The sequence below is a fragment of the Pseudomonas sp. M30-35 genome (assembly GCF_002163625.1).
In the GTDB taxonomy this organism is placed as follows: domain Bacteria; phylum Pseudomonadota; class Gammaproteobacteria; order Pseudomonadales; family Pseudomonadaceae; genus Aquipseudomonas.
This window is the reverse complement of sequence record NZ_CP020892.1, coordinates 1,992,848-2,019,109: the sequence shown is the minus strand read 5'-3', so window position 1 is coordinate 2,019,109 and position 26,262 is coordinate 1,992,848. Positions and strand designations below refer to the sequence as shown.

23 protein-coding genes are annotated in these 26,262 nt (G+C 52.2%); 9 read left to right on the top strand and 14 right to left on the bottom strand.

Features of this window, described 5'->3' with window-relative positions; genetic code table 11:
• Positions 1–12 precede the first annotated feature (12 nt).
• The gene (gene ptrC, locus B9K09_RS09340) at positions 13–207 is read left to right on the top strand and encodes a type III secretion system co-regulatory protein PtrC (protein WP_087516553.1); all 195 of its coding nucleotides are present in this window, start codon (positions 13–15) and stop codon (positions 205–207) included.
• Positions 208–403: 196 nt separating this feature from the next.
• Complete coding sequence (locus B9K09_RS09335; RefSeq protein WP_087516552.1) at positions 404–658, top strand: hypothetical protein; 255 nt, start codon at positions 404–406, stop codon at positions 656–658.
• A gap of 66 nt (positions 659–724) precedes the next feature.
• Here B9K09_RS09335 and B9K09_RS09330 read toward each other — a convergent pair whose 3' ends face one another.
• Together B9K09_RS09330 and B9K09_RS09325 are read right to left on the bottom strand one after the other, a co-directional pair.
• On the bottom strand, positions 725–2,869 hold the full coding sequence (locus tag B9K09_RS09330) for a 3-hydroxyacyl-CoA dehydrogenase NAD-binding domain-containing protein (protein ID WP_087516551.1): 2,145 nt from the start codon (positions 2,867–2,869) through the stop codon (positions 725–727).
• Positions 2,870–2,957: 88 nt separating this feature from the next.
• Positions 2,958–4,163, bottom strand: a complete 1,206-nt coding sequence (locus B9K09_RS09325; protein ID WP_087516550.1) for an acetyl-CoA C-acetyltransferase — start codon at positions 4,161–4,163, stop codon at positions 2,958–2,960.
• An 832-nt stretch (positions 4,164–4,995) separates the two neighbouring features.
• Here B9K09_RS09325 and B9K09_RS09315 point away from each other — a divergent pair.
• Both B9K09_RS09315 and B9K09_RS09310 read left to right on the top strand, forming a co-directional pair.
• Positions 4,996–5,229: a hypothetical protein gene (locus B9K09_RS09315; RefSeq protein WP_087516548.1), complete on the top strand. Its 234-nt coding sequence runs from the start codon at positions 4,996–4,998 to the stop codon at positions 5,227–5,229.
• Positions 5,226–6,038 (top strand): cytochrome c, encoded by an 813-nt coding sequence (locus tag B9K09_RS09310; protein ID WP_087516547.1) that lies wholly within the window; start codon positions 5,226–5,228, stop codon positions 6,036–6,038. The genes B9K09_RS09315 and B9K09_RS09310 overlap by 4 nt, the downstream gene beginning before the upstream one ends.
• Before the next feature lie 36 nt (positions 6,039–6,074).
• Here B9K09_RS09310 and B9K09_RS09305 read toward each other — a convergent pair whose 3' ends face one another.
• The 10 genes from B9K09_RS09305 to speE form a co-directional block, all read right to left on the bottom strand.
• Entirely contained in the window at positions 6,075–6,809 is a 735-nt protein-coding gene (locus B9K09_RS09305; protein ID WP_087516546.1) for a proteasome-type protease, read from the bottom strand.
• Between the two features lie 62 nt (positions 6,810–6,871).
• Positions 6,872–7,669, bottom strand: coding sequence for a transglutaminase family protein (locus B9K09_RS09300; protein ID WP_087516545.1), 798 nt, complete (start codon positions 7,667–7,669; stop codon positions 6,872–6,874).
• The gene (locus tag B9K09_RS09295) at positions 7,666–8,616 is read right to left on the bottom strand and encodes an alpha-E domain-containing protein (protein ID WP_087516544.1); all 951 of its coding nucleotides are present in this window, start codon (positions 8,614–8,616) and stop codon (positions 7,666–7,668) included. Before B9K09_RS09295 ends, B9K09_RS09300 begins: the two co-directional genes overlap by 4 nt.
• Positions 8,617–8,618: 2 nt before the next feature.
• On the bottom strand, positions 8,619–10,028 hold the full coding sequence (locus B9K09_RS09290; RefSeq protein WP_087516543.1) for a circularly permuted type 2 ATP-grasp protein: 1,410 nt from the start codon (positions 10,026–10,028) through the stop codon (positions 8,619–8,621).
• Positions 10,029–10,250: 222 nt separating this feature from the next.
• Positions 10,251–11,000, bottom strand: coding sequence for a type 1 glutamine amidotransferase (locus B9K09_RS09285; protein WP_087516542.1), 750 nt, complete (start codon positions 10,998–11,000; stop codon positions 10,251–10,253).
• Between the two features lie 125 nt (positions 11,001–11,125).
• Positions 11,126–11,473 (bottom strand): ribonuclease E inhibitor RraB, encoded by a 348-nt coding sequence (locus B9K09_RS09280; RefSeq protein ID WP_087516541.1) that lies wholly within the window; start codon positions 11,471–11,473, stop codon positions 11,126–11,128.
• A gap of 352 nt (positions 11,474–11,825) precedes the next feature.
• Positions 11,826–12,587, bottom strand: coding sequence for an SDR family oxidoreductase (locus tag B9K09_RS09275; protein WP_087516540.1), 762 nt, complete (start codon positions 12,585–12,587; stop codon positions 11,826–11,828).
• On the bottom strand, positions 12,584–14,977 hold the full coding sequence (locus tag B9K09_RS09270; protein ID WP_087516539.1) for an alpha/beta hydrolase fold domain-containing protein: 2,394 nt from the start codon (positions 14,975–14,977) through the stop codon (positions 12,584–12,586). The genes B9K09_RS09275 and B9K09_RS09270 overlap by 4 nt, the downstream gene beginning before the upstream one ends.
• A gap of 270 nt (positions 14,978–15,247) precedes the next feature.
• Complete coding sequence (locus B9K09_RS09265; RefSeq protein ID WP_087516538.1) at positions 15,248–17,332, bottom strand: LTA synthase family protein; 2,085 nt, start codon at positions 17,330–17,332, stop codon at positions 15,248–15,250.
• 587 nt (positions 17,333–17,919) lie between these two features.
• Positions 17,920–18,789, bottom strand: a complete 870-nt coding sequence (gene speE / locus B9K09_RS09260; RefSeq protein WP_087516537.1) for a polyamine aminopropyltransferase — start codon at positions 18,787–18,789, stop codon at positions 17,920–17,922.
• Between the two features lie 231 nt (positions 18,790–19,020).
• Between speE and B9K09_RS09255 the strand changes: the two genes are divergently transcribed.
• Both B9K09_RS09255 and B9K09_RS09250 read left to right on the top strand, forming a co-directional pair.
• A complete protein-coding gene (locus B9K09_RS09255; protein WP_087516536.1) occupies positions 19,021–19,908 on the top strand; it encodes a DNA-3-methyladenine glycosylase in 888 nt (295 codons plus the stop codon).
• 2 nt (positions 19,909–19,910) lie between these two features.
• The gene (locus tag B9K09_RS09250; protein WP_087519051.1) at positions 19,911–20,408 is read left to right on the top strand and encodes a methylated-DNA--[protein]-cysteine S-methyltransferase; all 498 of its coding nucleotides are present in this window, start codon (positions 19,911–19,913) and stop codon (positions 20,406–20,408) included.
• Here B9K09_RS09250 and B9K09_RS09245 read toward each other — a convergent pair.
• On the bottom strand, positions 20,403–20,585 hold the full coding sequence (locus B9K09_RS09245) for a PLDc N-terminal domain-containing protein (RefSeq protein ID WP_087516535.1): 183 nt from the start codon (positions 20,583–20,585) through the stop codon (positions 20,403–20,405). The genes B9K09_RS09250 and B9K09_RS09245 overlap by 6 nt on opposite strands.
• 107 nt (positions 20,586–20,692) lie before the next feature.
• Between B9K09_RS09245 and B9K09_RS09240 the strand changes: the two genes are divergently transcribed.
• Entirely contained in the window at positions 20,693–21,121 is a 429-nt protein-coding gene (locus B9K09_RS09240) for a group II truncated hemoglobin (RefSeq protein ID WP_087516534.1), read from the top strand.
• 63 nt (positions 21,122–21,184) lie between these two features.
• Here the strand turns inward: B9K09_RS09240 and B9K09_RS09235 are convergent, their stop codons facing one another.
• Positions 21,185–23,467 carry a tetratricopeptide repeat protein gene (locus B9K09_RS09235; RefSeq protein WP_177408717.1) on the bottom strand — a complete coding sequence of 761 codons (2,283 nt, stop codon included), beginning with the start codon at positions 23,465–23,467 and terminating at the stop codon, positions 21,185–21,187.
• 372 nt (positions 23,468–23,839) lie between these two features.
• Here B9K09_RS09235 and B9K09_RS09230 point away from each other — a divergent pair, with 372 nt between their 5' ends.
• Positions 23,840–24,883: an AraC family transcriptional regulator gene (locus B9K09_RS09230; protein ID WP_087516532.1), complete on the top strand. Its 1,044-nt coding sequence runs from the start codon at positions 23,840–23,842 to the stop codon at positions 24,881–24,883.
• A gap of 327 nt (positions 24,884–25,210) precedes the next feature.
• Entirely contained in the window at positions 25,211–26,215 is a 1,005-nt protein-coding gene (locus tag B9K09_RS09225) for a DUF2860 family protein (protein WP_087516531.1), read from the top strand.
• Positions 26,216–26,262: the final 47 nt, after the last annotated feature.

The window sequence follows — 26,262 nt, the reverse complement described above, 5'->3', positions numbered from 1 at the left end:
GGGGAATCGGTCATGACTGTCGAATTCATCACTCAGCAAAATGTTTACGCAGTGACTTACGCAACCCTTGATGAGCGCGGGATTCACTACGAGTCTGAACTGGCAATCCAACTGGCTGACGGCAAGTTAACCACGCTACGAATGCCGACGCAGCTCACCGAGCGTAAAGCTATCGAGCAGGTAATGCGCCAACACTACGGCTGCTAAATACGCTTCTCCCCAGCCCTGAGCGATTAACACAGGGCTGGGGAGAAGCCAGTTATTCAGACCTCTGTCACACACCACTATTTACCTTTACCCCTGACCAGCGGTGACGCTTCAGTGCTGCTCAAAAACAGCGTTTATGCGCTTCAACCGGCACCCACTAAGGACCTGTAACACCTCACTTTTAGGCCAGTGCATCATGAAACTGAAAAATCGTAATCTGCTAATCATCGCGGCGCTGGCATTCATGACCAACGGCCTGTCTTTGCTCGGGCTAGAGTATGGCTCCGCTGGTGCGTTAGCGCGCACGCTTGAATGCAATTCAAATATTGCACGCAATCTGCAAATCGCTCAGCAACTGAAGCGGATGAGTACCTCCCCGCCACCCAAGGCTGATTACGTGTTTGTTAACAGCTTCGAGCCGAGCAGCTTTTCAGAGGCGCTCAGTGCCTGAACAATGTAAACCGGCTCATTGAGAGCCGGTTTAATTTGGGGCGGGATAAACGCTGGGCGAAAAAACTTAGAACGTTTCACCTTTAGCGGCTTTATCCAGCAGCAGTGCGGGTGGAGTAAAACGTTCGCCGTATTGCTCAGCCAGATACTCGGCGCGCGCGACAAAATCCTTCAACCCATATTGGTTGATAAACTGCAGCGCACCGCCAGTCCAGGCCGCGAAACCAATGCCGAAGATTGAACCAATATTGGCATCTGCAACTGAGGTCAATACGCCCTCTTCCAGGCAACGCACAGTTTCAATGGCCTGAATAAACAGAATGCGGTCGCGTACATCCTGTTGCGATATTTGCGCCGACGCTTGTTCGAAGCGAGTTTTCAGCTCGGGCCACAGGTACTTCTTGGCGCCTTCCGGGTATTCATAAAAACCACCACCGGCAGCCTTACCCGGACGTTTGTATTCGTTGAGCATCATATCGATAACCGCAAAGGCCTTGTGCTCAGGCAGTTGCTTACCTTCTGCGGCAAGATCTTTGATGGTTTGTTGACGCACGTGATTCATCAGGCTCATCGAGACTTCATCACTAATCGCCAACGGCCCCACTGGCATCCCAGCTTTACGTGCCTCATTTTCTATCAACGCCGCACTAATACCTTCGCCAAGCATGGCGATACCTTCGTTGGTAAAGGTGCCAAACACCCGCGAGGTGAAAAAGCCACGGCTGTCATTCACCACTATTGGGGTCTTTTTAATCTGCATCACATAATCGAAACCACGCGCGAGGGTTTCATCGCTGGTGTGCTCACCGCGGATAATCTCAACCAGCGGCATTTTGTCGACCGGGCTGAAAAAGTGCAGGCCAATAAACTTATCTTGCTTCTCAATAGCCTTAGCCAAACCAGTGATCGGCAAGGTTGAAGTGTTTGAAGCGATAACCGCATCACTCAACGCATTACGCTCGGCGGCGGCAGTAACCTTGGCCTTGAGGTCGCGGTCTTCAAAAACAGCTTCGATGATTAAGTCGCAGCCAGCGAAATCCGCTTCGTTGTCGCTTGGGTTGATCAAGGCTAAAAACGCTTCACGCTTTTCAGCCGTCATATGACCGCGCGAAACTTTCTTGTCGAGTAGCTTGGCGGAATAGGCTTTGCCCTTCTGCGCAGCCTCCAGCGACACATCCTTGAGCACCACTTCGATGCCTGCTGCGGCTGAGACATAAGCAATACCGGCCCCCATCATGCCAGCACCCAACACACCGACTTTGCGTGTAACGCTCGGCTCAAAGCCTTTGGGCCGCGAACCGCCCGCGTTGATTTCGTTAAGCTGGAACCAAAAGGTGCCAATCATGTTTTTCGCCACTTGGCCGGTCGTCAACTCGGTGAAGTAACGGGTTTCAATCAGTTGCGCGGTATCGAAATCAACTTGCGCGCCCTCAACTGCTGCGCACATGATTTTCTCGGGCGCAGGGAAACAGCCCTTGGTTTTATCGCGCAAAACTGATGGCGCAATCGCCAGCATCTGCGCCGCGCTTGGACTTGCCGGAGTGCCACCCGGAATCTTATAACCTGGTGTATCCCAAGGCTGTTTGGCAGCTGGATTCTCATTAATCCAGGCCCGCGCCTTGGCCATCATGTCGTCTTTATCAGTCGCCAATTGATGGATCAACCCCGCTTTAAGCGCTGCATCAGGGCGTACTTTTTTGCCTTCAGCCAGATACGGCAAAGCCTTCTCAAGACCAAGCAAACGCACCATACGCACCACGCCACCACCGCCCGGCAACAAACCAAGGGTGACTTCGGGCAAACCGATTTGCACGCTACTGTTATCCAGAGCAATACGCTGATGACACGCCAGGCAAATCTCCCAGCCGCCACCCAATGCGGCACCATTAATGGCAGCCACTACGGGTTTGCCGAGTAGTTCGAGGCGGCGTAATTGCGCTTTGATACCGAGTACCATGTGATAAAAGTCACTGGCATCAGCCTTGGTGACTTTGACCAGCTCGTTTAAGTCGCCACCCGCGAAAAAGGTTTTCTTGGCGGAGGTAATGATCACGCCGGAAATGCTGTCTTTTTCAGCCTCAAGCCGATCAACGGTCGCGGCCATCGCTTCGCGGTAAACCGCGTTCATGGTATTGGCGCTTTGCCCCGGCATATCGATGGTCAGGACGACGATATTGTCCTGGCCTTTTTGGTAGTGGATAGCATCTGTCATGTCTTGATATCCCTGCAGTTGGGAGAGGTTTAGCGCGAGGTGGCAATCCGCTTATCGGGTTAGCCAGCAAGCATGCGCTGAACGCTGATTAAATTCGTTCGATGATGGTGGCAATGCCCATGCCGCCGCCGACACACAAGGTGGCCAAGCCATAGCGCAGTTCGCGCTTTTCAAGCTCATCGAGCAAGGTGCCGAGGATTGCGCAGCCTGTTGCACCTAGCGGGTGCCCCATTGCGATCGAGCCGCCGTTGACATTGACCTTGTCCTCGCTGACGCCCATGTCTTTCATAAATTTCATGACCACCGAGGCGAAGGCTTCATTGACTTCGAACAAATCGATGTCATCGACATTCAGGCCCGCCTTTGCCAGCGCCTTGCGCGTAGCTGGCGCAGGCCCGGTAAGCATGATGGTTGGATCGGTGCCGGTTACTGCCGTGGCGACAATACGAGCGCGTGGTTTTAGCCCCAACTCACGGCCCTTGGCTTCGGAGCCGATTAGCATCAGTGCGGATCCATCGACGATGCCCGAGCTATTACCCGGCGTGTGCACATGGTTTATACGCTCGACGTGGCTATAAACCCGAAGCGCCGTGCTATCAAAGCCCATCTGCCCCATCATTTCGAAGCTGGGCTTAAGCTTGGCCAGACCTTCGACAGTTGAATCACCACGAATAAACTCATCGTGATCAAGCAGCACGATGCCGTTTTGATCGACCACTGGAACCAACGACTTATTGAACGAACCATCAGCGCTGGCTCGCGCCGCTTTTTGCTGCGAACGCAGTGCGTAGGCATCCACGTCAGCACGGCTAAATCCCTCAAGCGTGGCGATCAAGTCAGCACCAATGCCTTGCGGGGTGAAGTGCGTATGCATGTTGGTTTCAGGGTCCATTACCCATGCGCCACCATCAGAACCCATGGGAATCCGCGACATCGACTCAACCCCGCCGACCACCACCAAATCCTCAAAACCTGAACGGACTTTCATTGCACCAAGGTTGACGGCTTCAAGGCCTGAGGCGCAAAACCGATTAAGCTGCACACCCGAAACACTTACATCCCAGTCGGCAACCATCGCTGCAGTTTTAGCGATATCTGCGCCCTGATCACCGACCGGGGTCACGCAGCCCAGGACGATGTCATCCACATGGCTGGTATCGAGGTTGTTACGTGTTTGCAATGCGTGTAGCAAACCTGCAATTAGATTGACCGGTTTAACGCTGTAAAGCGCCCCGTCCTTCTTACCTTTACCGCGGGGCGTGCGCACCGCATCAAAAATATATGCTTCGGTCATAACGTCCTCAAACTTCCTCAGGAGGCTAGCGTGTAGCGCTAGGCGTCTTGTTGTAATTAGCTCATCAGGTTGCTTTGTCGCGGCCAGCAACGCCAATACGTTCCTGATGATTACAATACGCCGCATGGCGCTGGCCTCAATGACCGATGTGCTCAGCACTATTGACCGCTTTGTTCAACCATACCGACACCTCATTGAGAGCCAATATCAACTCTCAGACAAACGGTTCAGTAGTGGCACTTTGTTATAAAAAAGCAATGAATGCCTCTGGCACAAGGGTTGCTCTTAGCTAGCGATGCGCTGACATAACAACAAGTTGTTAAAGCAACTCCAATTACAGCCAAGTCTTCTAGATTTTTTGTGACGTAAGCCTAATATTAGCTAGCTACCGACAGTTCTTTCAGGTCGCAACCAGCTGATCTTGATTGGGCATATCTGCCCTCCCGTAGTCCCAGCAATCTAGTTCCAGCAATCGTAGTACCTACAATGGTTGTACCCACAACGGTAGTACCCGCAATGTCAGTCAAAGCTTTGGGCGCGAAGTTTCTTCAGTTGAAGAGTCAACGACCGCGCTCAAGTAACAGTTGTTGTTCCAACAATAAAAGGCAATTGCCATGCGTAATCAGCCAAAAATCCGCCAAGCCAGTTTGATTGTATTCGTCATTACAGTCGTACTGATCATCCCCAACCTGACGCATATCATCAGGTAACTCTCGCCCTCGCCGGGCAAGCCAGCCGTTAAAACGGACAGCTTTCGCAGTACAGCACACCCACAACACAGGGAAGTTTGCTGGTATCTTGACGCTACCAGTGATGATCAAAGGAGACGATCATGCGCGTTCTAATGGGGTTGCTTGCACTGTGCTCAAGCGCGACTATTTCCGCTGCCAATGTTGACCAGCAAAAAGTAATAGATGCGATTCATATAAAGGATGCGCTGTTGATTGATGTGCGTACCGACAAGCAAGAAGTCGCGCAAGACCCGCCGATCAAACCAAGTTATAGCCACGTCACAAACTCGGGCAATGATGAAGGATTGAAGACTGTGCGGGAGGATCGCAATTGAAATCGCACACTTATCTTGGCGTTGTGCTGTTCTCAGTATTTTTCACCTGCGCAAGCAGTCATGCAGCTCAACTGAACGTCGAGCTAGGCGAGCAAAGTAAAAGCTGGTCGACCGCTGAGCTGCTGGCTTTGCCGCAAATGCGAGAAATCAATATCCCGGCTGACGTGAGCTACAAACGCGCCATGAATTACAAAGCAGTACCCGTGGCCGTTCTGCTCAAATCAGTTAAACCCGACGAGCATATTCAAGCAGTTGCCGCAGATGGATTTGCCGCAGAGCTACCCGCAGCCCCCTTGCTGAACACCCAAGGGGCAAAAGCTTGGCTGGCGATCGAGGAACCCTCAAAGCCATGGCCAGCACTGGGTAGTAAAGACTACAGCGCCGGCCCCTTTTACTTGGTCTGGCAAAATCCTCAGGCGGGCAATATTGGCCCTGAGCAGTGGCCATATCAGGTTGCGACTTTACGCCGCCTGCCTGTGGTTGCAGAACGTTTCCCGGCACTTTTGCCGGCGGCGGATGCGAGTGAAGAGGTACAACTCGGCTTTGCTCAGTACCAAAAAAACTGCATGGCTTGTCACCGTTTAAACAAGGCTGGTGACTCGCAGTTTGGTCCGGACTTGAACCTGCCTCATAACCCAACGGAATACTTCAAACCTGAATTTCTCAGCCGCTACATTCGCGACCCGCAAAGTATGCGTCACTGGCCACAAGGCAAAATGCCAACCTTCAGTGAGGCCAGCATCAGCAACGTGGAGCTGAAGCAGCTATTGGCATACCTGAGCCACATGGCTGGGCGCAAACTCCAGTAGTCCTTGCGCATGCAACAACTGTTGCATGCAGCCTTCTTACAACAGGTATTGCTCAGGTGTTGAAGGCAGTTCTAACAGCAACTGCTTCAATGCATCGCCCCACTGCTGGCGAATACCTTGATAATAAACATCATCTTCATTGACACGAAAACCGCTTGGCACATGCAAGCTGTTAGCGTTGTAGACCAGCACATCCAAAGGCATACCGACCGAGAGATTACTGCGAATCGTCGAATCGAATGAGATCAATGCAGTCAGCAGGGCATGTTCCAAACTCGCACCATTATCCAGCGAGCGATCGAGAATAGGTTTGCCATATTTACTTTCACCAATCTGAAAGTAAGGTGTGTCTTCAGTTGCGGCGATGAAGTTGCCCTGCGGATAAATATTATAAAGCCCCGGCGCCTCGCCACTCACCTGCCCGCCAACGATAAACGAGCAGCTCAGGTCAACGCCCTGCATCATTACCCCATTACTGTCACGTGCCATAACTTCACGCATGGTTTCACTCACAAGTGAAGTCGCTTGATAAAGATTGGCCACGCTGTTGAGGTTGATACACTCACTATTCAAGCGCTGTTGTAACAGACTGATCACTGACTGTGACGTCGCTAAATTACCCGCGGTTTGCAGAACGATAATCCGCTCACCCGGCACACCGAATACATGCAGCTTACGAAATGTAGCGATGTGATCCACACCGGCATTTGTGCGCGAATCCGACACAAACACCAAGCCTTGCTCCAAGCTTATTCCGACGCAGTAGGTCATAACCAATCCCTTACATGACAAGGCCCAGCAATACTGGGCCTTCTGTGTTTCAGTTCTTCGTGCTACTGCGCTTGCACCATGAGCAGTGGCGAGACATCAACGTGAGCGTGCATCTGCTCGCCTCCACCACCACGTCGCATGCCACGAACCGGGCACGCATCCAAGTAATCAAGACCCACCGCAAGCCTCAAATGGCGTTCAGGCAGGGTCAGGTTATTGGTGATATCAAAGCTGTACCAGGCCCCGTCGAGCCAGGACTCCGCCCAAGCATGACTGGCCAAATGGTCACTGTCATCGGTGTACAAATAACCTGAAACGTAACGTGAAGGCACGCCCAAGCTGCGGGCACAGGCCAAGAATGCATGGGCGTGATCCTGACAGACGCCACACCCGGCGGCGAACGCCTCGCCAGCGCTGGTCTCGGTTGTGGTCACACCCTTCTCGTAACGAATATGCGCGTTCAGGGCCTGCATCAAATCAATCATTGCCGTGCGATCACGCCGCGTTTTGCATTGAACGCTGGCAAACTCACGCAATGCCTGATTGGGCTCGGTCAGCCGCGTTGTACGCAAGAACGGCAAGGCCGATTGCTTCTCGTGTAAGGACTCACAAGTGTCGTCAATATCAACCTGGCCGTGCGCACCAATAACGATACTGTCATGCGGTACATCCACGGTCAGCACATGCAGGATATTGCCGTAAGGGTCACGCTGGGCACGGACCGGACGTGGCAGGTTTAGCTTCCAGCTGAGTACTTGTTGCTGTTCATTTTGCTGCGGTGTGATACGTAAGTACTGGATGCTGGAGCGGACTTCTTCGTCATACTTATAGGTGGTGTCGTGGCTAATGGACAGTCTCATGCGACCTCCAGATAAGAGCTATGGATGGCTTGGCCCAGCTCACGAATCAGCAGAATTAAATCATTCAGCCAAGTGTGCAGGCCTTCGTCCAATACTTCATCGATGGTTGTGTAGCGCAAACGCGCTTCAAGCTCTGCTGCCAGACGTTGCGCCGGACGACCGTTGTCACCGGGCAAACTACTCAGCATCAAATACAGCTCTTCTGTGCACGAGCGCAGTGAACGTGGAACTTCAGGGCGCAGCAGCAGCAACTCAGATACTTTGCGCGCGCCAGGTGAGCCACGGTAAATCTCGGCAAATGCCTCGAATGAAGACAGTGCACGCAATAATGCAGTCCACTGGTAATAGCTACGTGCTGAGCGACCCTCGACTTCGTCAATGTCTTCGCCAAGCAGCTCATAGCGCGCATCGAGCAAGCGCAATGTGTTGTCCGCACGCTCGATAAATGTTCCCAAACGGATGAAGCGATACGCTTCGCCGCGCATGATGGTGCCGAACGTCGCCCCCCGGAACAGGTGCGAACGCTCCTTGACCCATTCGCAAAAGTGGCTGATTCCGTATCGGCCAATTCCCTGCTGGGAGATGTCACGAATCTCTAGCCAACTGGCGTTAATGTTCTCCCACATGTCCGCGGTAATACGCCCACGTACAGCATGTGCATTGACCCGAGCAGCTTGCAGGCAGCAATAAATGCTCGCTGGATTATTGGCGTCCAGGCCAAAGAAATTAAGCATACGCTCGGCATGCATTTCGCCGTGCTGCTCCAGATACACCTCAAGCGTACCGGTAATAATCAGCGGCATGGCTAGCTCATCGAGGCCATTGCCGTGATCATCTTGCGGCATCAATGACAGCGAATAACTGACTTCGAGCATGCGCGCCAGATTCTCGGCACGTTCCAGGTAGCGCGACATCCAGTACAGGTTGGAGGCAGTAGTACTGAGCATAATTAGTCCCCCACTATCCATGTGTCTTTGGTTCCGCCGCCTTGTGAGGAGTTCACCACCAGTGAACCTTCACGCAGGGCAACACGAGTCAATCCACCTGGTACCAAACGTATTTCTCGACCCGACAATACAAACGGACGTAAATCGATATGCCGTGGCGCAATACCGCTCTCAACAAAGGTTGGGCAGGTCGACAGCGACAACGTGGGCTGGGCGATGTATGCCTCTGGGCGCGCAATCAAGCGGGCGCGAAACTCCTCGATCTGCGCTTTGGTTGAAGCGGGTCCGACCAACATCCCGTAGCCACCCGATCCTTGTGTCTCCTTAACCACCAGATCAGGCAGGTTGGCCAACACATGCGACAAGTCTTTAGGCTTGCGACACTGCCAGGTCGGTACGTTCTTCAGAATCGGCTCTTCTGACAGGTAGAAGCGGATCATTTCATCGACATACGGATAAATCGACTTATCGTCCGCGACCCCAGTCCCCACCGCATTGGCCAGCACCACGTTACCCGAACGATAGCTTGCCAACAGCCCAGGCACACCCAGCATCGAATCGGGGTTAAAGGCCAGTGGATCAAGGAAGGCGTCGTCAAGGCGACGATAAATCACATCTACTGGTTTAGCGCCTGAAGTGGTGCGCATGTAAACCTTGTCATCACGGACAAACAAATCCGCACCTTCGACCAGCTCAACCCCCATTTCACGGGCCAAAAACGCATGCTCGAAGTAGGCACTGTTGAAGCGTCCCGGGGTTAGCACCACCACCGTTGGGTTTTCCATCGGGCTGGATGACTTAAGCGTATCGAGCAACATATTCGGGTAGTGGTTGATCGGTGCTACACGCTGAGCCGCGAACAACTCTGGGAACAGACGCATCATCATTTTGCGATCTTCGAGCATATAGCTCACGCCACTTGGCGTACGCAGGTTGTCTTCCAGCACGTAGTAGCTGCCATCACCGTCACGCACCAGATCAACGCCGGAGATATGCGAGTAGATATTGCGGTGCAGGTCGAGGCCCTGCATCGCTAACTGATAACCTTCGTTAGCCAGCACTTGTTCTGGCGGAATAATTCCAGCCTTGAGGATGCGCTGGTCGTGATAAATATCGGCAAGAAACATGTTCAGCGCTTGCACCCGCTGAATACAACCACGCTCAACAATGCGCCATTCGCTAGCCGGAATGCTACGAGGGATAATGTCGAATGGAATTAATCGCTCAGTGCCTTGATCGTCACCGTAGAGCGTAAAGGTAATGCCAGCACGGTGAAACAGCAGGTCTGCTTCGCGCCGCCGCTGCGCCAACACATCGCTGGGCGTATCTGCCAACCAACGGGTAAATTCCCGATAATGAGAACGGCACTCACCATTCGCCAAGTACATCTCATCATAAAAGGTGTGGGTCATACCTAACTCCTTGTCACCCGTATGTGCCATAACGTTGCAAAGCTCGAGCCAGCTGATATTTTTATTAAAAATCAAACAGTTAGTTATTAATCAAAAATATCAAGCACCGAAACTGTGCAACGTATTAAGCGCCTCAGCATGTCCTGCGCTAAGGCGAAGCATCCTTAATCTAATTCTTATCTGCCTGTACTTTCAGTTTTAATATAGACAATGCAGACGCATTTAATTCAAATCGTTCGAGCGAACATCAAGTTCTGAGGCATTAAGTCCTGAGGCAAGGCTCAGCCAATGCCGATAGAAACCCTCGGCCACCTGGTTTAATGCCTCGACCTTATCATCAAGCTTATTCAGCATGGACTCGAGCGACTGCTGGCTAGGCTGGCTGGCATCCAGTAAATGCGACCAGTCATGCAACCATTGGCTGACTAGCTCTGCAGTCATTTCGGGATGTCCCTGTAAAGCCAGAATTTTATCGCCCCAAGCAAATCCTTGGTTAGGGCACCAGCGGCTACTGAGTAGCCGCTGAGCACCATCGGGCAAGGCAAACGTATCGCCGTGCCACTGAAAAATACTAAAGTTGTCCGGCAAGTGCGCAAGCCAAGGGTTTTGCTCTGCACCTGTGACAATATCCAATGGCTGCCAACCACTTTCGGTATAAGCCATTTTGCTGATTTGCGCACCTAATGCTTTAGCCAATAGCTGTCCGCCCAGGCAATGACCAAGCAACGGGATGTCTCGCTTTATAAAGTGCTGGAGCGCATTGATTTCAGTTTGTAGCCACGGCAAAGGATCATTGACACTCATGGGCCCACCCATAATCGCAACGGCTTTTGGCCGATCCAGATCGTAGCCTTCAAGCTGGTTAAGGTCTGCCCGTAACTCGGTAAACGATAGCTGCGCGTCATCAAGCACCTTGGCCAGATGGCCAGGTGTGCAATAGTCAGTATGGGTGATAATCAGAATGTCAGTCATACGCCCTCCTTTGCGTCAGTCTCGCGCATTAGTTTGTCGGAGGTCGATATGTTTCCTGTAAAAGATGATCAATCTACACGCCAGCCAACCGCAGTTGGCCAACGTGTATATAGCGTCTGCCGGCCTCAATCGACTGGCAGCAAATCCTTACGTTCCTGCGTTACGCCCCAGCCTTCAAGCTTGCCACCCAGCGGGTGCACGACTGAGCCCAAGTCCTGCTCAAAATCACCGATGCCGTAATAGGTCGCAAACATTACCTTGCTGACCTGCAAATGCCAGACACCATCTTCACGCGGTGTGACTTGCGCATTAAGTGATTCACCACGAAAGTTTGTGGCTGCCATACGGGCCCGTTCCTCGTCGGGAAAAATGGCGTAGAACTCGATGGGATGAAAGCGCGCAAAATCAAAACCACCTTCTTTCATGCGCTTTAGGACGTTACTGCTGACATCATCTTGCATGACTATGCTCATGATACGAACTCCTCAGGCGATGGTTGGATGCTGCTCTTCCATTGCAACCGCTCGAATCTCAGCGGTGTCGCGACACCATGAAGCGTGTCGCCCGAGTATCAACAAAATGCAAACTAGGTCCTGACTGATGTGTCATGGCCTTGAAGTAGACCCAAGGCCTTGAGACGCTACGTTATAGAGCGTGCCCCCCCTCCACTGTTACACGCTTCTCATGAATATCAACGCGACGCCTCTGATTGCAGAATAGCGCTGTTAAAAAATTTATGCATGCTTTTGCTTGTGACATGCACCTTAGCCCCTCAGGCTGGAGTTCAGCGCCCATACAAAGCACTTCGAAATAACATCACCCGCCCTACTTACGGCTTAACCAGCGCATACTCAGGCGTGACATCCATGCGGGTGAAATCTGTCCCGCCCAATACATCAGCTTAAATTGCAGGCTGATCGGGCGGTGTACAGCATTGCTATCAATCTGCTGCCACACAGCGTGTGCTATTTCGCGAGCTTCAAGGTTCACCCCTAAGCGCGACAATGTTGCTGGGGTGTGCTGCTGACTGCTAACCATGGGCGTATTTACAAACGGCGGCATCAAATCTGCAACCCGGATATCGTGGCGTGCCCACTCAAGATCCAGCGCCTCGGTAAACCCACGAATAGCAAATTTTGAAGCTGAATACGTGGCCATTTCAGGTACGCCATAGAGACCAGACGCCGAGCCCATATTAATAACCTGCGCATTAGGCGTGGCTTTCAGGTAGCTAAATGCAGCATGGGTCATGTTGAATACCCCCGCCACATTGATCTGCATAATGCGCATATGCTCTGCATGTTCAACTTCTTCGAAATAGCCGAACCGGAGAATACCTGCACAGTTGAACAGCAGCCGCAGCTGGCCATCATGTTTGGCACAGAACTCAGCGAGCGAGGCTTGCACCTGATCAATATCAGTCACATCAAGTTGGCGATACCAGCTACCACTCAGCTCAGCAGATAAACTGGCTAACGCCTCGGCGTTGATATCGAGCAAACCCACTCGCCATCCGCGCGAATGAAACAAGCGAGCGGTTGCTGCGCCGATACCGGAAGCTGCGCCGGTAATCAAAATATTATTCATATAAGCCCCTGTTCGCGGATGAAGCTGACAACTCGTGCCAATGCATAGTCAGAGGCTTTGAGTAAACCAGCATGAGCCTGAAAGACATGCCAGACACCGGGGTATAACTCTAGCCGTACATCAACCCCGGCCTCTTTAGCACGCTGCTCAAACCGCAAGCTGTCATTAAGTAGCAGCTCTTGCTCTGCGACCTGAATCAGTATCGGCGGCAACCCGCTTAGGTCTGCAAATACCGGAGATACAGCTGGGTCCTGCGGGGCTATCTGCGCAGACAGAAAATCACGCCTGGATTGTTCCATCCAAGCTTGGCTGAGCATCGGGTCGCCCCCTTCAGGTTTATGCAACTGAGCAAGGCTGAAATCCGTAAGCGGCGACAAACAGACCAACGCGCGAGGTAGCGCCAGCCCCAAGTGTCGCAGATGCAACGCAGTGAGCAGCGCTAGATTTCCGCCGGCAGAGTCGCCCGCAATAATGATTTTACTCGGCGCAAACCCCTGCTCCAGCAAGGCTTGGTATGCAGCGACGGCATCATCACGGGCAGCCGGAAACGGATGTTCAGGTGCTAATCGGTAGTTCAGTGCGCAGAGCTGGACCTGAGCTTTGCTCATTAGTGTCTTACAGATAGCCCGGTGTGTATTAGCGCCGCCAATAACATAGGCGCCACCGTGCAAATAAAGAATGACACCATCACTTTCCTGGCTCGGCTTGTACCACTCACATGAACGGCCAGCAATCTTGCCTTTAGTGCGGCTGCCATCGGTTTCGACCCAATGAACCGCTGCCAAGGCTGTCACCAGCCAGCGTTGCAGCGCAACCGGTACAGGCGGCCTGACGATTCCGCGAAACAGCACCCTCAGCCCACCACGCAATACTGTGCGCAAAACTGGCTGGGCATCCGCCGGAGGCGTGAAGCGTACGGGTATGGTTTGATAATCCTGTAGTTCGGGTGCTCGGGTGATTCGCCGGTAATTGAATGTATAACCTGGCCAGTTGTTTGTGTGCTTGCCCGACGCTGTCTGGTACCAACTTGTGCACCCTTGGGCCCACACAGTGTGATGGATTGCGCGTTGAATCTTGTTATTAAACTGGCGCTGCACATCTGGCTTAACATCAAGTGCCGTCAGGCTGTAGCGGTCTAAAGCCTCTATACAACCAAGCACATAGCGAAATTGGCTCTCAAGCATATAAATGATCGAGTTGTGCCCCAAGTTGGTATTGGGCCCGTACAACAGAAATAGATTAGGGAAGCCGCTGACACTAATGCCTTTATAGGCCTCGGCACCCTCGCGCCACACTTGGTTGAGGTCAAGACCCTCGAGCCCGGTGATTGCCATCGGCGACAAAAAGTCTGTAGCCATAAAGCCTGTGCCGTAAATCAGCACATCACAAGGATGCGCGACACCATCTTCAGTGATGACTGCATCGTTGCTGATCTGCTTGATACGCTGACTGACCACACTGACATTGGCTTGGCTCAGCGCCGGGTAGTAATCATTGCTGATCAAAATACGCTTACAGCCGATTGGGTAATCGGGCTCTAATTGACTGCGCAACTGCTTATCGGAAATACCACGCGCCAGCGCACGCTTAAAGCTAAAACGCCCGGCTTTGAGCAGCAGTGGAAATGACACAAACGCCAGCGCACGCGACTCATGCTGAATGTACTTGAGCCCACGATCAATTTTCTGCAACCAGCCAAAGCGACGCATAACAGCCAATTCCCATGGCCGATAGGCACGATCAGGTTTGCTGATCACGTAAGCCGCCGAGCGCTGAAACAGTGTCAAATGAGCAGCATTTACCTGAATTTGCGGCACAAATTGAATGGCGGATGCGCCTGTGCCAATGACCGCGATGCGCTTGCCTGTCAAGTCGATATCGTGGCGCCAACGAGCCGAATGGAAAGCCTCGCCAGCAAAGCTGTCACGACCGGGTATCGAAGGATATGCAGGTTGATTCAACTGGCCACAAGCACTCACCAGTATTGGCGCAACAAATTGTTCGCCGCTTACCAGCGTAACCCGCCATTGAGAGTGCTCAGCCTCGTAAGTGGCGCTTGCCACTTCGCTGTTAAAGCGAATATGCGGGCGCAATTGATACTTGTCGGCGCAATGCTGCATGTAGCTGTGGATTTCGGCTTGTGGGGCAAACTTACGTGTCCAATCCAACTTGGGTTCAAACGAGAAGGAATACAGATGCGATGGCACGTCACAGGCTGCCCCTGGATAACTGTTGTCACGCCACGTCCCGCCAACATCCTCTGCCTTCTCCAACAGCAGAAACCTATCGATACCGGCCTTTTGTAGTTGTATGGCGAGCCCCAGGCCCGCAAAGCCAGTACCAATAATTATTACGCGCACGTCCGTGCATGCTTCGGGTTTTTTATTCATTCTTATAGGCCCAATGTGCTGACATCAATCAGGTTTGCTTTTTTCCAGCGACTCCCAAGAGTTATGACATAGGCCGAGGATTGATTGTGCGGTCATGGAAAATAGTCCTGTGAAATGACTGGTATGTCGCACAATCGAGCGACAAGCCCTGCATGTCTATTCTTATAGCCGGGTATAAAAAGTAAGCCAATTGACTTGCAGCCCTGCAAAAAAAAAACCGCACGTTCAAGTGCGGTTTTCGAAGTCAGACAAGAATTGCCAACCGGTTAATTACTGCTTGTTGAGACTGTCCTTTACCCCGGCACTGTTATCGAGCAGGCTTTTGGTAGCGGTTTGCAGAAAGGCTTCGAGGTCCTTTTGCAGTGTCGGATCGATATCAGTGTGCAAACGTGTTGCACTCGGCTTGGCACCCAGTTGGTACTCGTATAGACGTGGCTCAATGTCCTTTGGCTGAATCAAAATTCGCTCAGGCGTTACGATTGCAACTGTCTGCCCTCCGCCGGACGGCTTGATCACACCTATGCCCTGATCACCTTCTGGCAAGTTCAGCAGATCACGGCCCCAGCATTGGTGACGCACCTCACCGCCGAGACGGCCCATGATGGTTGGCACGATATCAATCTGCGTACCGACATTATGATTAACCTTGCCAAACTTCTCCTGGACACCCGGTGCAATCAATAACAGCGGTACGTTGAAACGAAACAGATCCATCTCTGTTAGCTGTTCATTACTGCCAAAACCATGGTCACCAACGATCACAAACAAAGTGTCTTTATAGTATTTTGACTTCTTCGCCTTCTCGAAAAACTGGCCCAACGCCCAGTCCGAATAACGCATTGCAGTCAGGTGCTGATCGGTAGAACCGTGACCTGTGACAGGCTCAACCGGCAGGTTTTCAGGCAACGCGTACGGCGTGTGGTTAGACAGCGTTTGCAGCAAGGCATAGAACGGCTTGTCTTTGCCTGCGAAGTTCTTCTCTAGCTCTGCAGCACCACGATCGAACATATCCTGATCAGACACGCCCCACGTTTTGTCCATGTAGACCGGGTCAACGAAGTCTTCACGGCCGATGAAGTTGGTCATGCCCTGATTGCTAAAGAAACCCGATTGGTTGTCCCACTGAAAGTTACCGTTGTAGACATACAAGTCGTCGTAACCCCGGGCACTGAGCAACTGCGGCAGACCAGAGAACTGGTGGGCACCTTCTGGCATGCGCATCAGGTATTCAAAGCTAGGCAAGTTCGGGAAGCACGCCATGGTCGCAAACATGCCCTGGTGGGTGTGCGTGCCGTTAGAGAAGAAGCGATCAAACAGCAGACCCTCCTTGGCCAGCTCATCGAAGTACGGGGTGATATTGCCCGGCGCCCCGAGCGCACCAACATAGTGTCCAGCAAAGCTTTCCATGAGGATCACCACCACGTTTTTCACCGGCAAGGTGTTGTCGGCAGGCGGGGTGAAGTCTCGACGGATTGCAGCAGTGTCGGCATCGACTAGCTTGTCATTCGGCGTCAGCAGCATCTTGCGCACCGCTGCCAATGCTTCTTCGTCGGGCATGGTTGATTTCCATGCATTGTCACGATGCGAGGAAAAACTGGCCCTTGCCGCGGTAACCAACGTCAAAGTACCGTTCAGGCCCAACTGGTTAGCGAACATGGAGTCAGTGGTATAAGCATCGCCCCAACGCAATGGCGGGCCTTGACGCAGATGGCCGCGCGCAGCGATGACCGCAATCAACAAACACACAACAAACACCGAACCGCGCAGATACCATGCGGGGGCTTTGCGAGGGCCCGCTGTAGAGACATTCGGTCGGCTGAGCAAATCCAATGCTTTGAATAACTTGGCCAATAGCCATGTAGCTATCGCCCAGGCGATCAAATAACGCGCCACCGGAAAACCGTTCCAGATCATGCTCATGACGGTTTTAGGGTCTTCTTCGAAGTACTGGAAAACCAAACTATTCAAGCGCTGGTGAAACTCGCGATAGAAATCCAGCTCGGTAATCCCAAGGAACAAGGTGACGCTGGCAAAGAAGGTTAACCATGCACGATGAAAGCCACGAGCGGACATGGCTTTAACACTCAGCAGCGACAACAACAACGGCGCGCAGGCATACACCACCAAGCGCAAATCGAAACGAAAACCGTTGTAGAACGCCTCGACGAAAGTAGACACCGGCGCATCGTTAATCAGCTCGCGGTTATAGACCAACAGCGCCACACGCAATAATGCGTATATAACTAATAGCGCCACAGCGCTGAGCGCAGTGAAGCCCAAGTGGCTTTTAATCGTCGGGGTGAAATGCGCCGCGGCAGGTGACTCAGTGTTCGTCTTGTTAACCTTGGTAGCCATGTAGTTCCGAATCCGTTGGACAATCATTTTAAGCTGAAGTCAGCACGTCAGTTTTTATCTAAGAAACCTCTGAAAAACTACTCCGCTAGGTATTACTGTGTTGAAAAGCTGCTCAAAATGCTCATTTAGGCCAACTAAAGTCGAGCGCGACCCCGGTCGCCTTTTCGCACCTTTTCGCCTTGTACTCCCGTCGCTCGCTACCTTTTTCAGAGGCTCCCTAAACACACATCGAACCGCAGAAAACGCTCGCACGCGCGGCACAAAACTGGTGAATAGATTCAACGCGGGTAGACACTTACTATTTCGAGACGTTCTTGATAAACGCACAGGCAGAGTCCTGTTCAACGCGCCTGAACGGTGACGAGAATAAAGAACCCATTGCGTTAAAGTGTGAAAATTCCGTCTTTTACTCGATTTTTCAAACACGGAGTCTGCTGCAAATCGTGTCACACTGTAAAAACATGGCCATTCCTGAAATAGCTTTACACTTTCTGATTTGTTTATAGGACGGGTCAAAACCTTATTCAGGACGGGTCATCATGCACAAAAAAGGGCCGAATCAGGCCCTTTTTTTACGACTTTAAGACTTACTCTATACAGTCATTGCTCGGCTTGTTGATTGCTTGCAGAACATACTGCGGCAACGCAAATGCAGCGATATGAATCGCCGGATTGTAGTACCGGGTCACAATCCCACTGCCGGTGAAACGAGCACATAAAGTTTCCAACGAGACTTTTCGATAAGCCGGATCAGTACTGCCCCACGCGAACGTCATGCTGCCGCCAATATAGGTCGGCACCGCTGCCATATAAAAATGCCAGTCGCGGAATAAGCCATTCATCCGCCCTGCCGTGGTTTGCACTTCAGAAAGTTGCATGAACGGCGTGCCATTTTGCGTTACCAGGATTCCGCCATCGTTCAGACAACGCCGGCAGGCCTGGTAGAAGTTGTCAGAGAACAACACCTCGCCCGGACCGATTGGGTCGGTTGAGTCAGAGATGATCACATCGAACTTCTCTTCGGTAGTTGCAACAAAGCGCATGCCATCATCGATGACCAAATTCAGCCGTGAATCGTCATAGGCACCACTTGAGTGGTTGGGCAGAAACTCTTTGCACATATCGACCACGGTGCCGTCGATTTCGACCATGGTGATGTGCTCAACCGAATCGTGCTTGCACACCTCGCGCAGCATGCCACCGTCACCACCCCCGATAATCAATACACGCTTGGCCAGACCATGGGCGAGAATCGGCACATGGGTGAGCATTTCATGGTAGATAAACTCATCGGCTTCAGTGGTTTGGATCACACCATCAAGAGCCATCACCCGGCCCATGCGCGCATTCTCAAAGATCACCAAATGCTGATGCTCGGTGCGAACTTCATGCAATAGTTTATCCATTGCAAAGCGCTGGCCGTAGCCAGGGTAAAGCGTTTCTTGGTAATCGCTCATGGGCGTGCTCCTAGCAAACTCAAAACATGACTGACACACGCAACAATTGCGAATGCCGAGAAAAATCGTCGAAATAAAGTATCGCGGCAGACCAATAAGCCCGTGCGATTGACGGCCATACTGACGGCCAAATAAATCAAGGCGGCTATTCTACGTTGCACCATATGACAGGTCGAACCTGTATTACCTATAACACCTGACAAAACAGCCTCGCGGCGTTATTGTCGAGGCATGAAGACCTCCAGCGAATCACCCGTTTTACTGCCTTACAGCGCGCCGTGGCACTGGCAACAATTTCATGCACATTTTGCTTTACGCAAGCTACTCGGCGTCGAGCATCTGAGCGATGACCGCTACACACGCAGTTTCCGGTTGGGCGAACACGCGGGTTGGTTCAGTATTGAGCCCCTAGCTGAGCAAGATGCGCTCAAACTCAGCGTCAGTGAGTCAGCACTCGGTGCGATTGATCAACTGATTCCGCGAGTTCGGCGCATGTTTGATCTTGACGCCGATCCGCTGGCGATTGCTCAACACTTCAGTGCTGATCCGCATGTCGCTGAGTTAGTCAAACGCAACCCCGGCCTGCGCTTGCCCACTGCATTTGACCCATTTGAACAGGCGGTGCGCGCAATTGTTGGCCAGCAGGTCACAGTAAAGGCTGCTGTCACCGTCACCGGTCGCTTGGTCAGCCGCTTGGGTGAGCCGTTAACCGGTGCCAATCCAGAAGGTATTGAGCGGCTGTTCCCATTGCCACAAGCTATCGCCGAGGCGAATCTTGATGGTATCGGCATGCCCGGCAAACGTGTGCAAACGCTGCAATATTTTGCCGGACAGATTGCCAGTGGTGAGTTGCAGCTGAGCATGCAACAGGGTTATCTGGCGCTGGTGGAGAAACTTTGCGCCCTCCCCGGCATTGGCCCCTGGACTGCCGAATACATTGCTTTGCGCGCATTTGGCGAACCGGATGCTTTTCCAGCAAGCGACCTGGGCCTACTTAAAGCACCTGTCTGGGGTGAACAAGGTATCAGTGCTAAACAACTGCATGCTCACGCAGAAGCATGGCGTCCATGGCGAGCCTATGCGGCAGCACATTTGTGGCAAAACTATTCCGAGGTATGAGTGTGTTTTATCGTTATCACGACAGTGCAATCGGCCGCTTATTTCTCAGTGGCGACGATAGCGGCTTGCAACAACTGTTAATGGACGTAGAACGTCACCCGTGGACTATCGGCACGGACTGGCAACTTGCGGGCAAACAGTTTGACGACGTCTGCCTGCAACTCGATGAGTACTTCGCCGGACGCCGTAAAAGCTTTGATCTGCGCCTGGCGCCACAAGGCACGGTGTTTCAGCAGCGAGTATGGAAAGCCCTGCAAGACATTCCTTATGGCAGTACCAGTTATTACAGCAGACTTGCCGAGCAGATTGGCAACCCTAAAGCCGTGCGCGCAGTCGGCACGGCTAATGGTGCAAATCCAATCTCGGTGATCATTCCCTGTCACCGAGTCATTGGCCGCGACGGTAGCCTTACCGGCTATGCTGGCGGCTTGCAACGCAAGGCGCAGTTACTGACGCTGGAAGGTGCCTCATTCCCTGAGCAGGCATTGTTATCCTTATAGCTTGACGTTACCCCGTGGGCCCATAAGTGCCCAGATAATCAAGCCAATCACTGGCAACAACAGCACCAGAATCACCCATAATACTTTCTTGCCAGTCTCTGCATTGCTTTTGACGATATTGATTATCGCCCAGATATCCAGCGCCAAAATTATCAATGCAGCAATGTTAGATAGCATGTGCTATTTCCTTGATTTGGGTTATCAAACTGAGCATAGACCGCAATTAAACAACGCCCCCAACCAACCACACGATAATCTGCGCAACGCTAAGCTGAGACCTTGTCATGACCCCAGCAAACGAATACGGCAACGCTGACGCTTCATACCAAGCGGCAGGAGGAATTGATGGCATACGTAAACTCGTCGACGACTTTTACCTGCTCCTCGACAGCGAACCACTAGCACGGGATGTGCGGGCCATGCATTCAGCTAGCTTGGATATGGCGCGTGACAAGCTGGCATGTTTTCTTAGCGGCTGGCTGGGCGGCCCCAGACTGTTCAGCGAAAAATACGGCTCAATCTCGATCCCGGCATTCCACGCTAAGTGGCCGATCGATCAAGCGCACAGCGAGGCCTGGCTACACTGCATGAAGCTGGCAATAGAACGGCAAGACTACCCTGCACAATTCGCGCAATACCTGTTGCGTCAACTACGGATTCCAGCTGAACGCGTGGTTCAAGCCAGCACCAACCGCCGCGCAGCACAACAATAGAGGCCATGGTGTAGCTTCACACAGGCTTGGCACTCGGGCGCCAAGCCTGTGATGTTATAAGCCTTAGCGCGGTCCGCCCTGCTTCTGTAATTGCTGAAAACGTGGATCGTTGGGCGCGACTTGCTGCATGCGCTGATAGTATTCAGCGGCTTTTTCACGATTGCCCGATGTTGCATTCATAAACAACAATGCATACAGCACATCCGGATCATTGGGGTTTAGTGCAACGCTCGCTTCCAGCGCTTTTACCGCTTGCGCCGGGCGCTTCATCTGCATGTTGAGCAATCCTTGGTTATAGAGAATGCGTGGATTCTCAGGCAGCGCCTGCGCAGCAATATCCATCCACTTCAGTGCTTCCTCTTGCTGCTTGGCCTCAACCAGCAACAACGCAAACATGTAGGCCAAATTACCGCGATCGCCTTGCGGCATATCTGGCAACGCCAGGCCTTCACGCAAGGCGCTGATAGCCTCGCCCTGACGCAGATTGCTATTAGCCAGCGTTACCAAATTGACCCGGGCTGGCGAGAAGTATGGATCGAGCTTCAAGGCTTGACGATACTGCTCAAGTGCTTCAAGCACGCGCCCTTGCCGCTCCATCAGCACTGCAAGATTGAGTCGATTGCCAGGCAAATCGGCATTCGAGCGCAGGCGTTTTTCATAGTCTTGCAAGGCCGCGCTAAAGTCTTCACGACGATCCTTCGGCAAAGCAATCAACGGAATCCCCGCCAGTGCGCGCACGGCTTCATCTCTAACCGCCAAATGCGGGTCATCCATTAGCGGCAATAAGCGTTTAACTCGCTCGACCGGGCTCAGCCCAACAAAACCCGAAGCAGCACTTGCGCGAACCCAGGCACTGTCATCCTTAAGTGCCGGTTCAAGCGCGGAGACGGCTGGAGCCCCCATATTTGCCAGTTGATCGGCAGCCGTTGCACGAACAATTTCAGGTTTACCCAAGTCAGTGATCAAACCAGCCAGTTGGCTAATTGAGTCTGGGTGGCCTTGGCGTACAGCCTGAAACGCCTCACCGTATTGAGTCGGCAATGCGGGTGTACCGAACCAGCCCTTGATTGCATCAGCGGCCCATTTCGGTTTTTGATCGGTATGACATGCCGTGCAAGCATCTGGGCTGCCGGTAATTTCATTTAGGTCGGGTCGTGGGATGCGGAAGCTGTGGTCGCGCCTTGGGTCAACCACCATGTACGTCTTGGTCGGCATATGGCAGTTGACGCACTGAGCCCCTTCTGAATCCACCGGGTGATGATGATGCTCAGGACTGTCGTAATTTTTCGCCCGCAGACTTGGAAAGCGCTCAGGAGGGGTTTCGGTGTGGCACTGCAAGCACAGACCGTTACCTTCGATCTTGACCTTGTTACTGTGCGGGTTGTGGCAGTCAGTACAGGTCACCCCGGCCGCAGACATTTTACTTTGCGTGAATGAGCCATAGACGTAGACCTCTCCGTCAATCTGGCCGTCCGCATGGTAAAGATCAGGGCGCAAAGTCGATGGCAGCATCGTGTTCAACAGTGGCTCACCCGGAAGCGGGCCTACGCCCAATGACTGCCGACGACTATGGCAGCGCGCGCATTGTTCTACCTGACCGTGACTCCCCAGCTTTTTGAAGTCGACTGGCAACCCGATATCCGCAGCCGTGCTGTAGCTTTGCTCTGTTGATGCTTGCTCTTTAGCCTTACCAGCCCAATCGACATGCGCTTGACCCGGACCATGACAGCTTTGGCATCCCACATTCTGTTCATGCCACGTGGTCGCAAATGAGTCGGTTTTGTCGTCGTAGTTTTTTTGCAGGTTGCTCGAATGGCAATCTGCACACATCGCGTTCCAGTTCTGATAGCGTCCAGTCCAATGCAATGCATCATCCGGGGTAAATTTCTGCCCCGGATACAGAGAGAACCAACGCTGGCCGCCAGCGGCCTTGGCACGAGAGTCCCAAGCGATAGTCAGGCTTTGCAAACGGCCGCGATCAAACTCAACCAAATATTGTTGCAGCGGATCATGGCCAAAGATGTAGGCAATTTCGAAATCATGGAGCTTGCCGTCTTCACCTTCAATATTGACGAAATACTTGTGATCGCGTTTAAAAAAACGCGCTTGAATTTCACCCTCTTTGAATGTCGCGTTATTGAAGTCACCCAACACATTATCTGCAGTAGCTTTGCGCATCGCCCATGCATGATCAGAGTCTTTCCAGTCCTTAACTTGCTGAGTGTGGCAACTGTCACAGGCACCTTCTGGCGCATAGCCTTCGGCCTGTTGAGCCATTGCAGGTACTGGAGCTTCTTCTGCGAATACCGCTGTATGTCCCAACGCAACAACCAGCAAACTAATCATGAAAGAGCGAATGTAAAACAAAACGTAATCCTTAATATGCTGGGAGGTGCTAACGAACAGCTAGAACTACTGCGCTAGGGATGCTGGGACAGCCGGTGCTGCACTCTAAAGCCGTTAAGAGTGCACATTTACAACCCGTCGAATGCGAGCCGCTTTCAGTGGTTTCTAATCCGTCTGATTATCGGTGTGTCCTGATGCCGATTGAATAGTCACTTCATTATGTTTGCAAGCGTTACGCAACAACATTTTTTCAGTCCAGCGAGCCAGAGTGAAAAACAACCAAAAACTTGACATTTCATGACAACAACAAGACTATCAGCGCCACACTAACTATTTAATTTTTTGTAACATATAACAATAAACGGCCCCAATATGACCGACTTTGCACGCGCCTCTACGCTGTCCGGTTATCATGCATTTGCCCTCAGCAAGGGGCTCAATCCGACCGAACTTCTTGCTCAAGCCAAGCTGCCTAGCGATATCCTAAATAGTCAGGAGACGATGATTTCATATCGCAAGTTTGTCAACTTGCTGAACATTAGCTCGCTAAAAAGCAACGACCCTCTATTTGGATTGCACTATGGGCTGCACCAAGGCATAAGTGTCTTTGGGCCGCTGATTTATTTAATCCGTAATGCTCGCAATGTCGGCGAGGCGCTGCGCGACCTCGGTAACTATTTCCACCTGCATATGGGCGCCGCAGAAGTACGTATCGAAGTTCAAGGTCGCCATGTACTGTTGTGTTATCAAACGGAAGAGCAAAATCTGCCGGGCTTACCTCAGGCGGCTGAACTGGCAATTTCAGTCGGTGCACAACTTATGCGTACCCTGCTCGGCAATCGTTGGCAGCCGCAAGGCGTTCTGCTACAGCATGCGCCACTCGCCAGCCCGAACAGCTACCGACGCGCCTGGGATGTGACACCTCAGTTCAACAGCCCGTATCACGCGTGGTTGTTTGATGCCAAATTACTGGAAATCCCTTTAAGTTCTGCCGATGAAGAACTGCACAAGCTGCTGCAGAAGCACCTGGATAACCTCGATGAACTGCAACTCGGTGAACTGCCCGGCTACGTACAGCAACTTCTGCGTAATTTCTTGCCCAATGGTCGCGTCACCATTGAACAGATTGCTGACTACATGATGCTGAGCACCCGGACCTTGCAACGCTATTTAGCTGAGGAAGGCACCTCATTTCAGAACCTGCTCGACCAGACCCGAGAGTCTTTGGCAACGCGCTACTTACGCGACTCATCGACCAGCCTAACTCAGCTTGCCGAACTCCTTGGCTACTCTGAACTCAGTGCTTTTTCACGCGCATTTCAGCGCTGGACGGGTATAAGTCCCCGTCAATGGAAGAAACAAAACACTGACCCATCATTAAATAAACGCCTGCGAGTGAGACCTCAACGCCAGTAGCATTTATCACCCAATAAGCAATTAACTATTAATACCCGACTTATACAGTCAGTTTTATTGCCTCTATTATTGCCTGTAGCTACGGCCAGAAACTCAGCAAAATCACAATTCTGCGTAGGAATCAATACATTAATAGAGCGAATCATAGAAAGACAACTTCAACTCCGTAATATTTCTGACGCTCAGCCGCTAGAACATGTTCTAATTTACTCGGCAAACTGACTACGACGTTATTACGTTGATACGCGCGCCTATAATAAGCGTGGTTTTCTAGGTCACAATCATTTGCATCATCACCCAGCCCAGCTGCGTTTACAGGAGTAACCCATGCATAGACTTACCCTTACAGCCCTCGGTATGACGGTAGCGTGCTCTGCACAAGCGTTCGACCGAATACCCGAGAAAGATGGCTTCAGTGGCTATGCATACCTTGGCGCCAGCACCAATCGCATGGAAAGCAACACGGTTGCCACCTTGGCCGGCACTGATGTTGGTGACAGTCACATCGACTCTTTGAACAGTTCTCCAGACAGCGAAAGCTTTAGCAAGATTGTGCCTGCTTTCGGCCTGTCCTATAAGTTGAAAGGCAGCCGCACCGTTATCTTCGGCGGTACCGAACTAGAAGACTTCCTGACCCAAGATGGCACCCTTGCGCTGGGTGTGCGCCAGGGCATTGGTCACTTCGGCAATATCAGCGTCAGCGCACTTGCCTCGACGCCAGTGGAAGTTTGGGAAGACCCATACCTAGTCAACGGCAAGCGCAAAGAAACCGACCGTTCAAGTTCCGGTGCGCGCATGGCTTGGGAACACATCTTTGAGTCCAACTTTGATGTCACCTATACCCATCGTAAGATCGAAATCGACGATGAGAATAGCGGTGATGCATTGGGCCTGACTGCTGCCCAGCGCAGCTTGCTTGATCGTGAAGGTGACGAATCAAAACTCGACGTGCGTTATGTATGGGGCATTGGCAGTGATCACATTGTGATCCCGACCCTTAGCTACATAAACCGTGATCTCGATGGCGATGCGATGGCTATGGACGGCTATCAAATGGAGCTCAACTACGCTTACACCGGTTTTGATCGCTGGGAATTGGTAACCAATTTGCTGGCGGGCCGTCTAGAAAGCGATGATAGCAATCCAATCTATGACAAAAAAGCTGACATTGATCGCCTAGGTATTTCCTTTGCCGCGACCTATAAAGAGCCGTTCGGCCTGAAGAACTGGCGTGCTCGAGCCGTAGCCAACTATGGCCAGGAAGACAGCAATATCGACTTCTACGACACCCGCATCAAAAGCCTTAGCTTAGGCATGCTCTACAACTTCTAGGTTGTGTCCTAAACGCTCCGGGCGGGTGCTATATAGCGCTGGCCCGG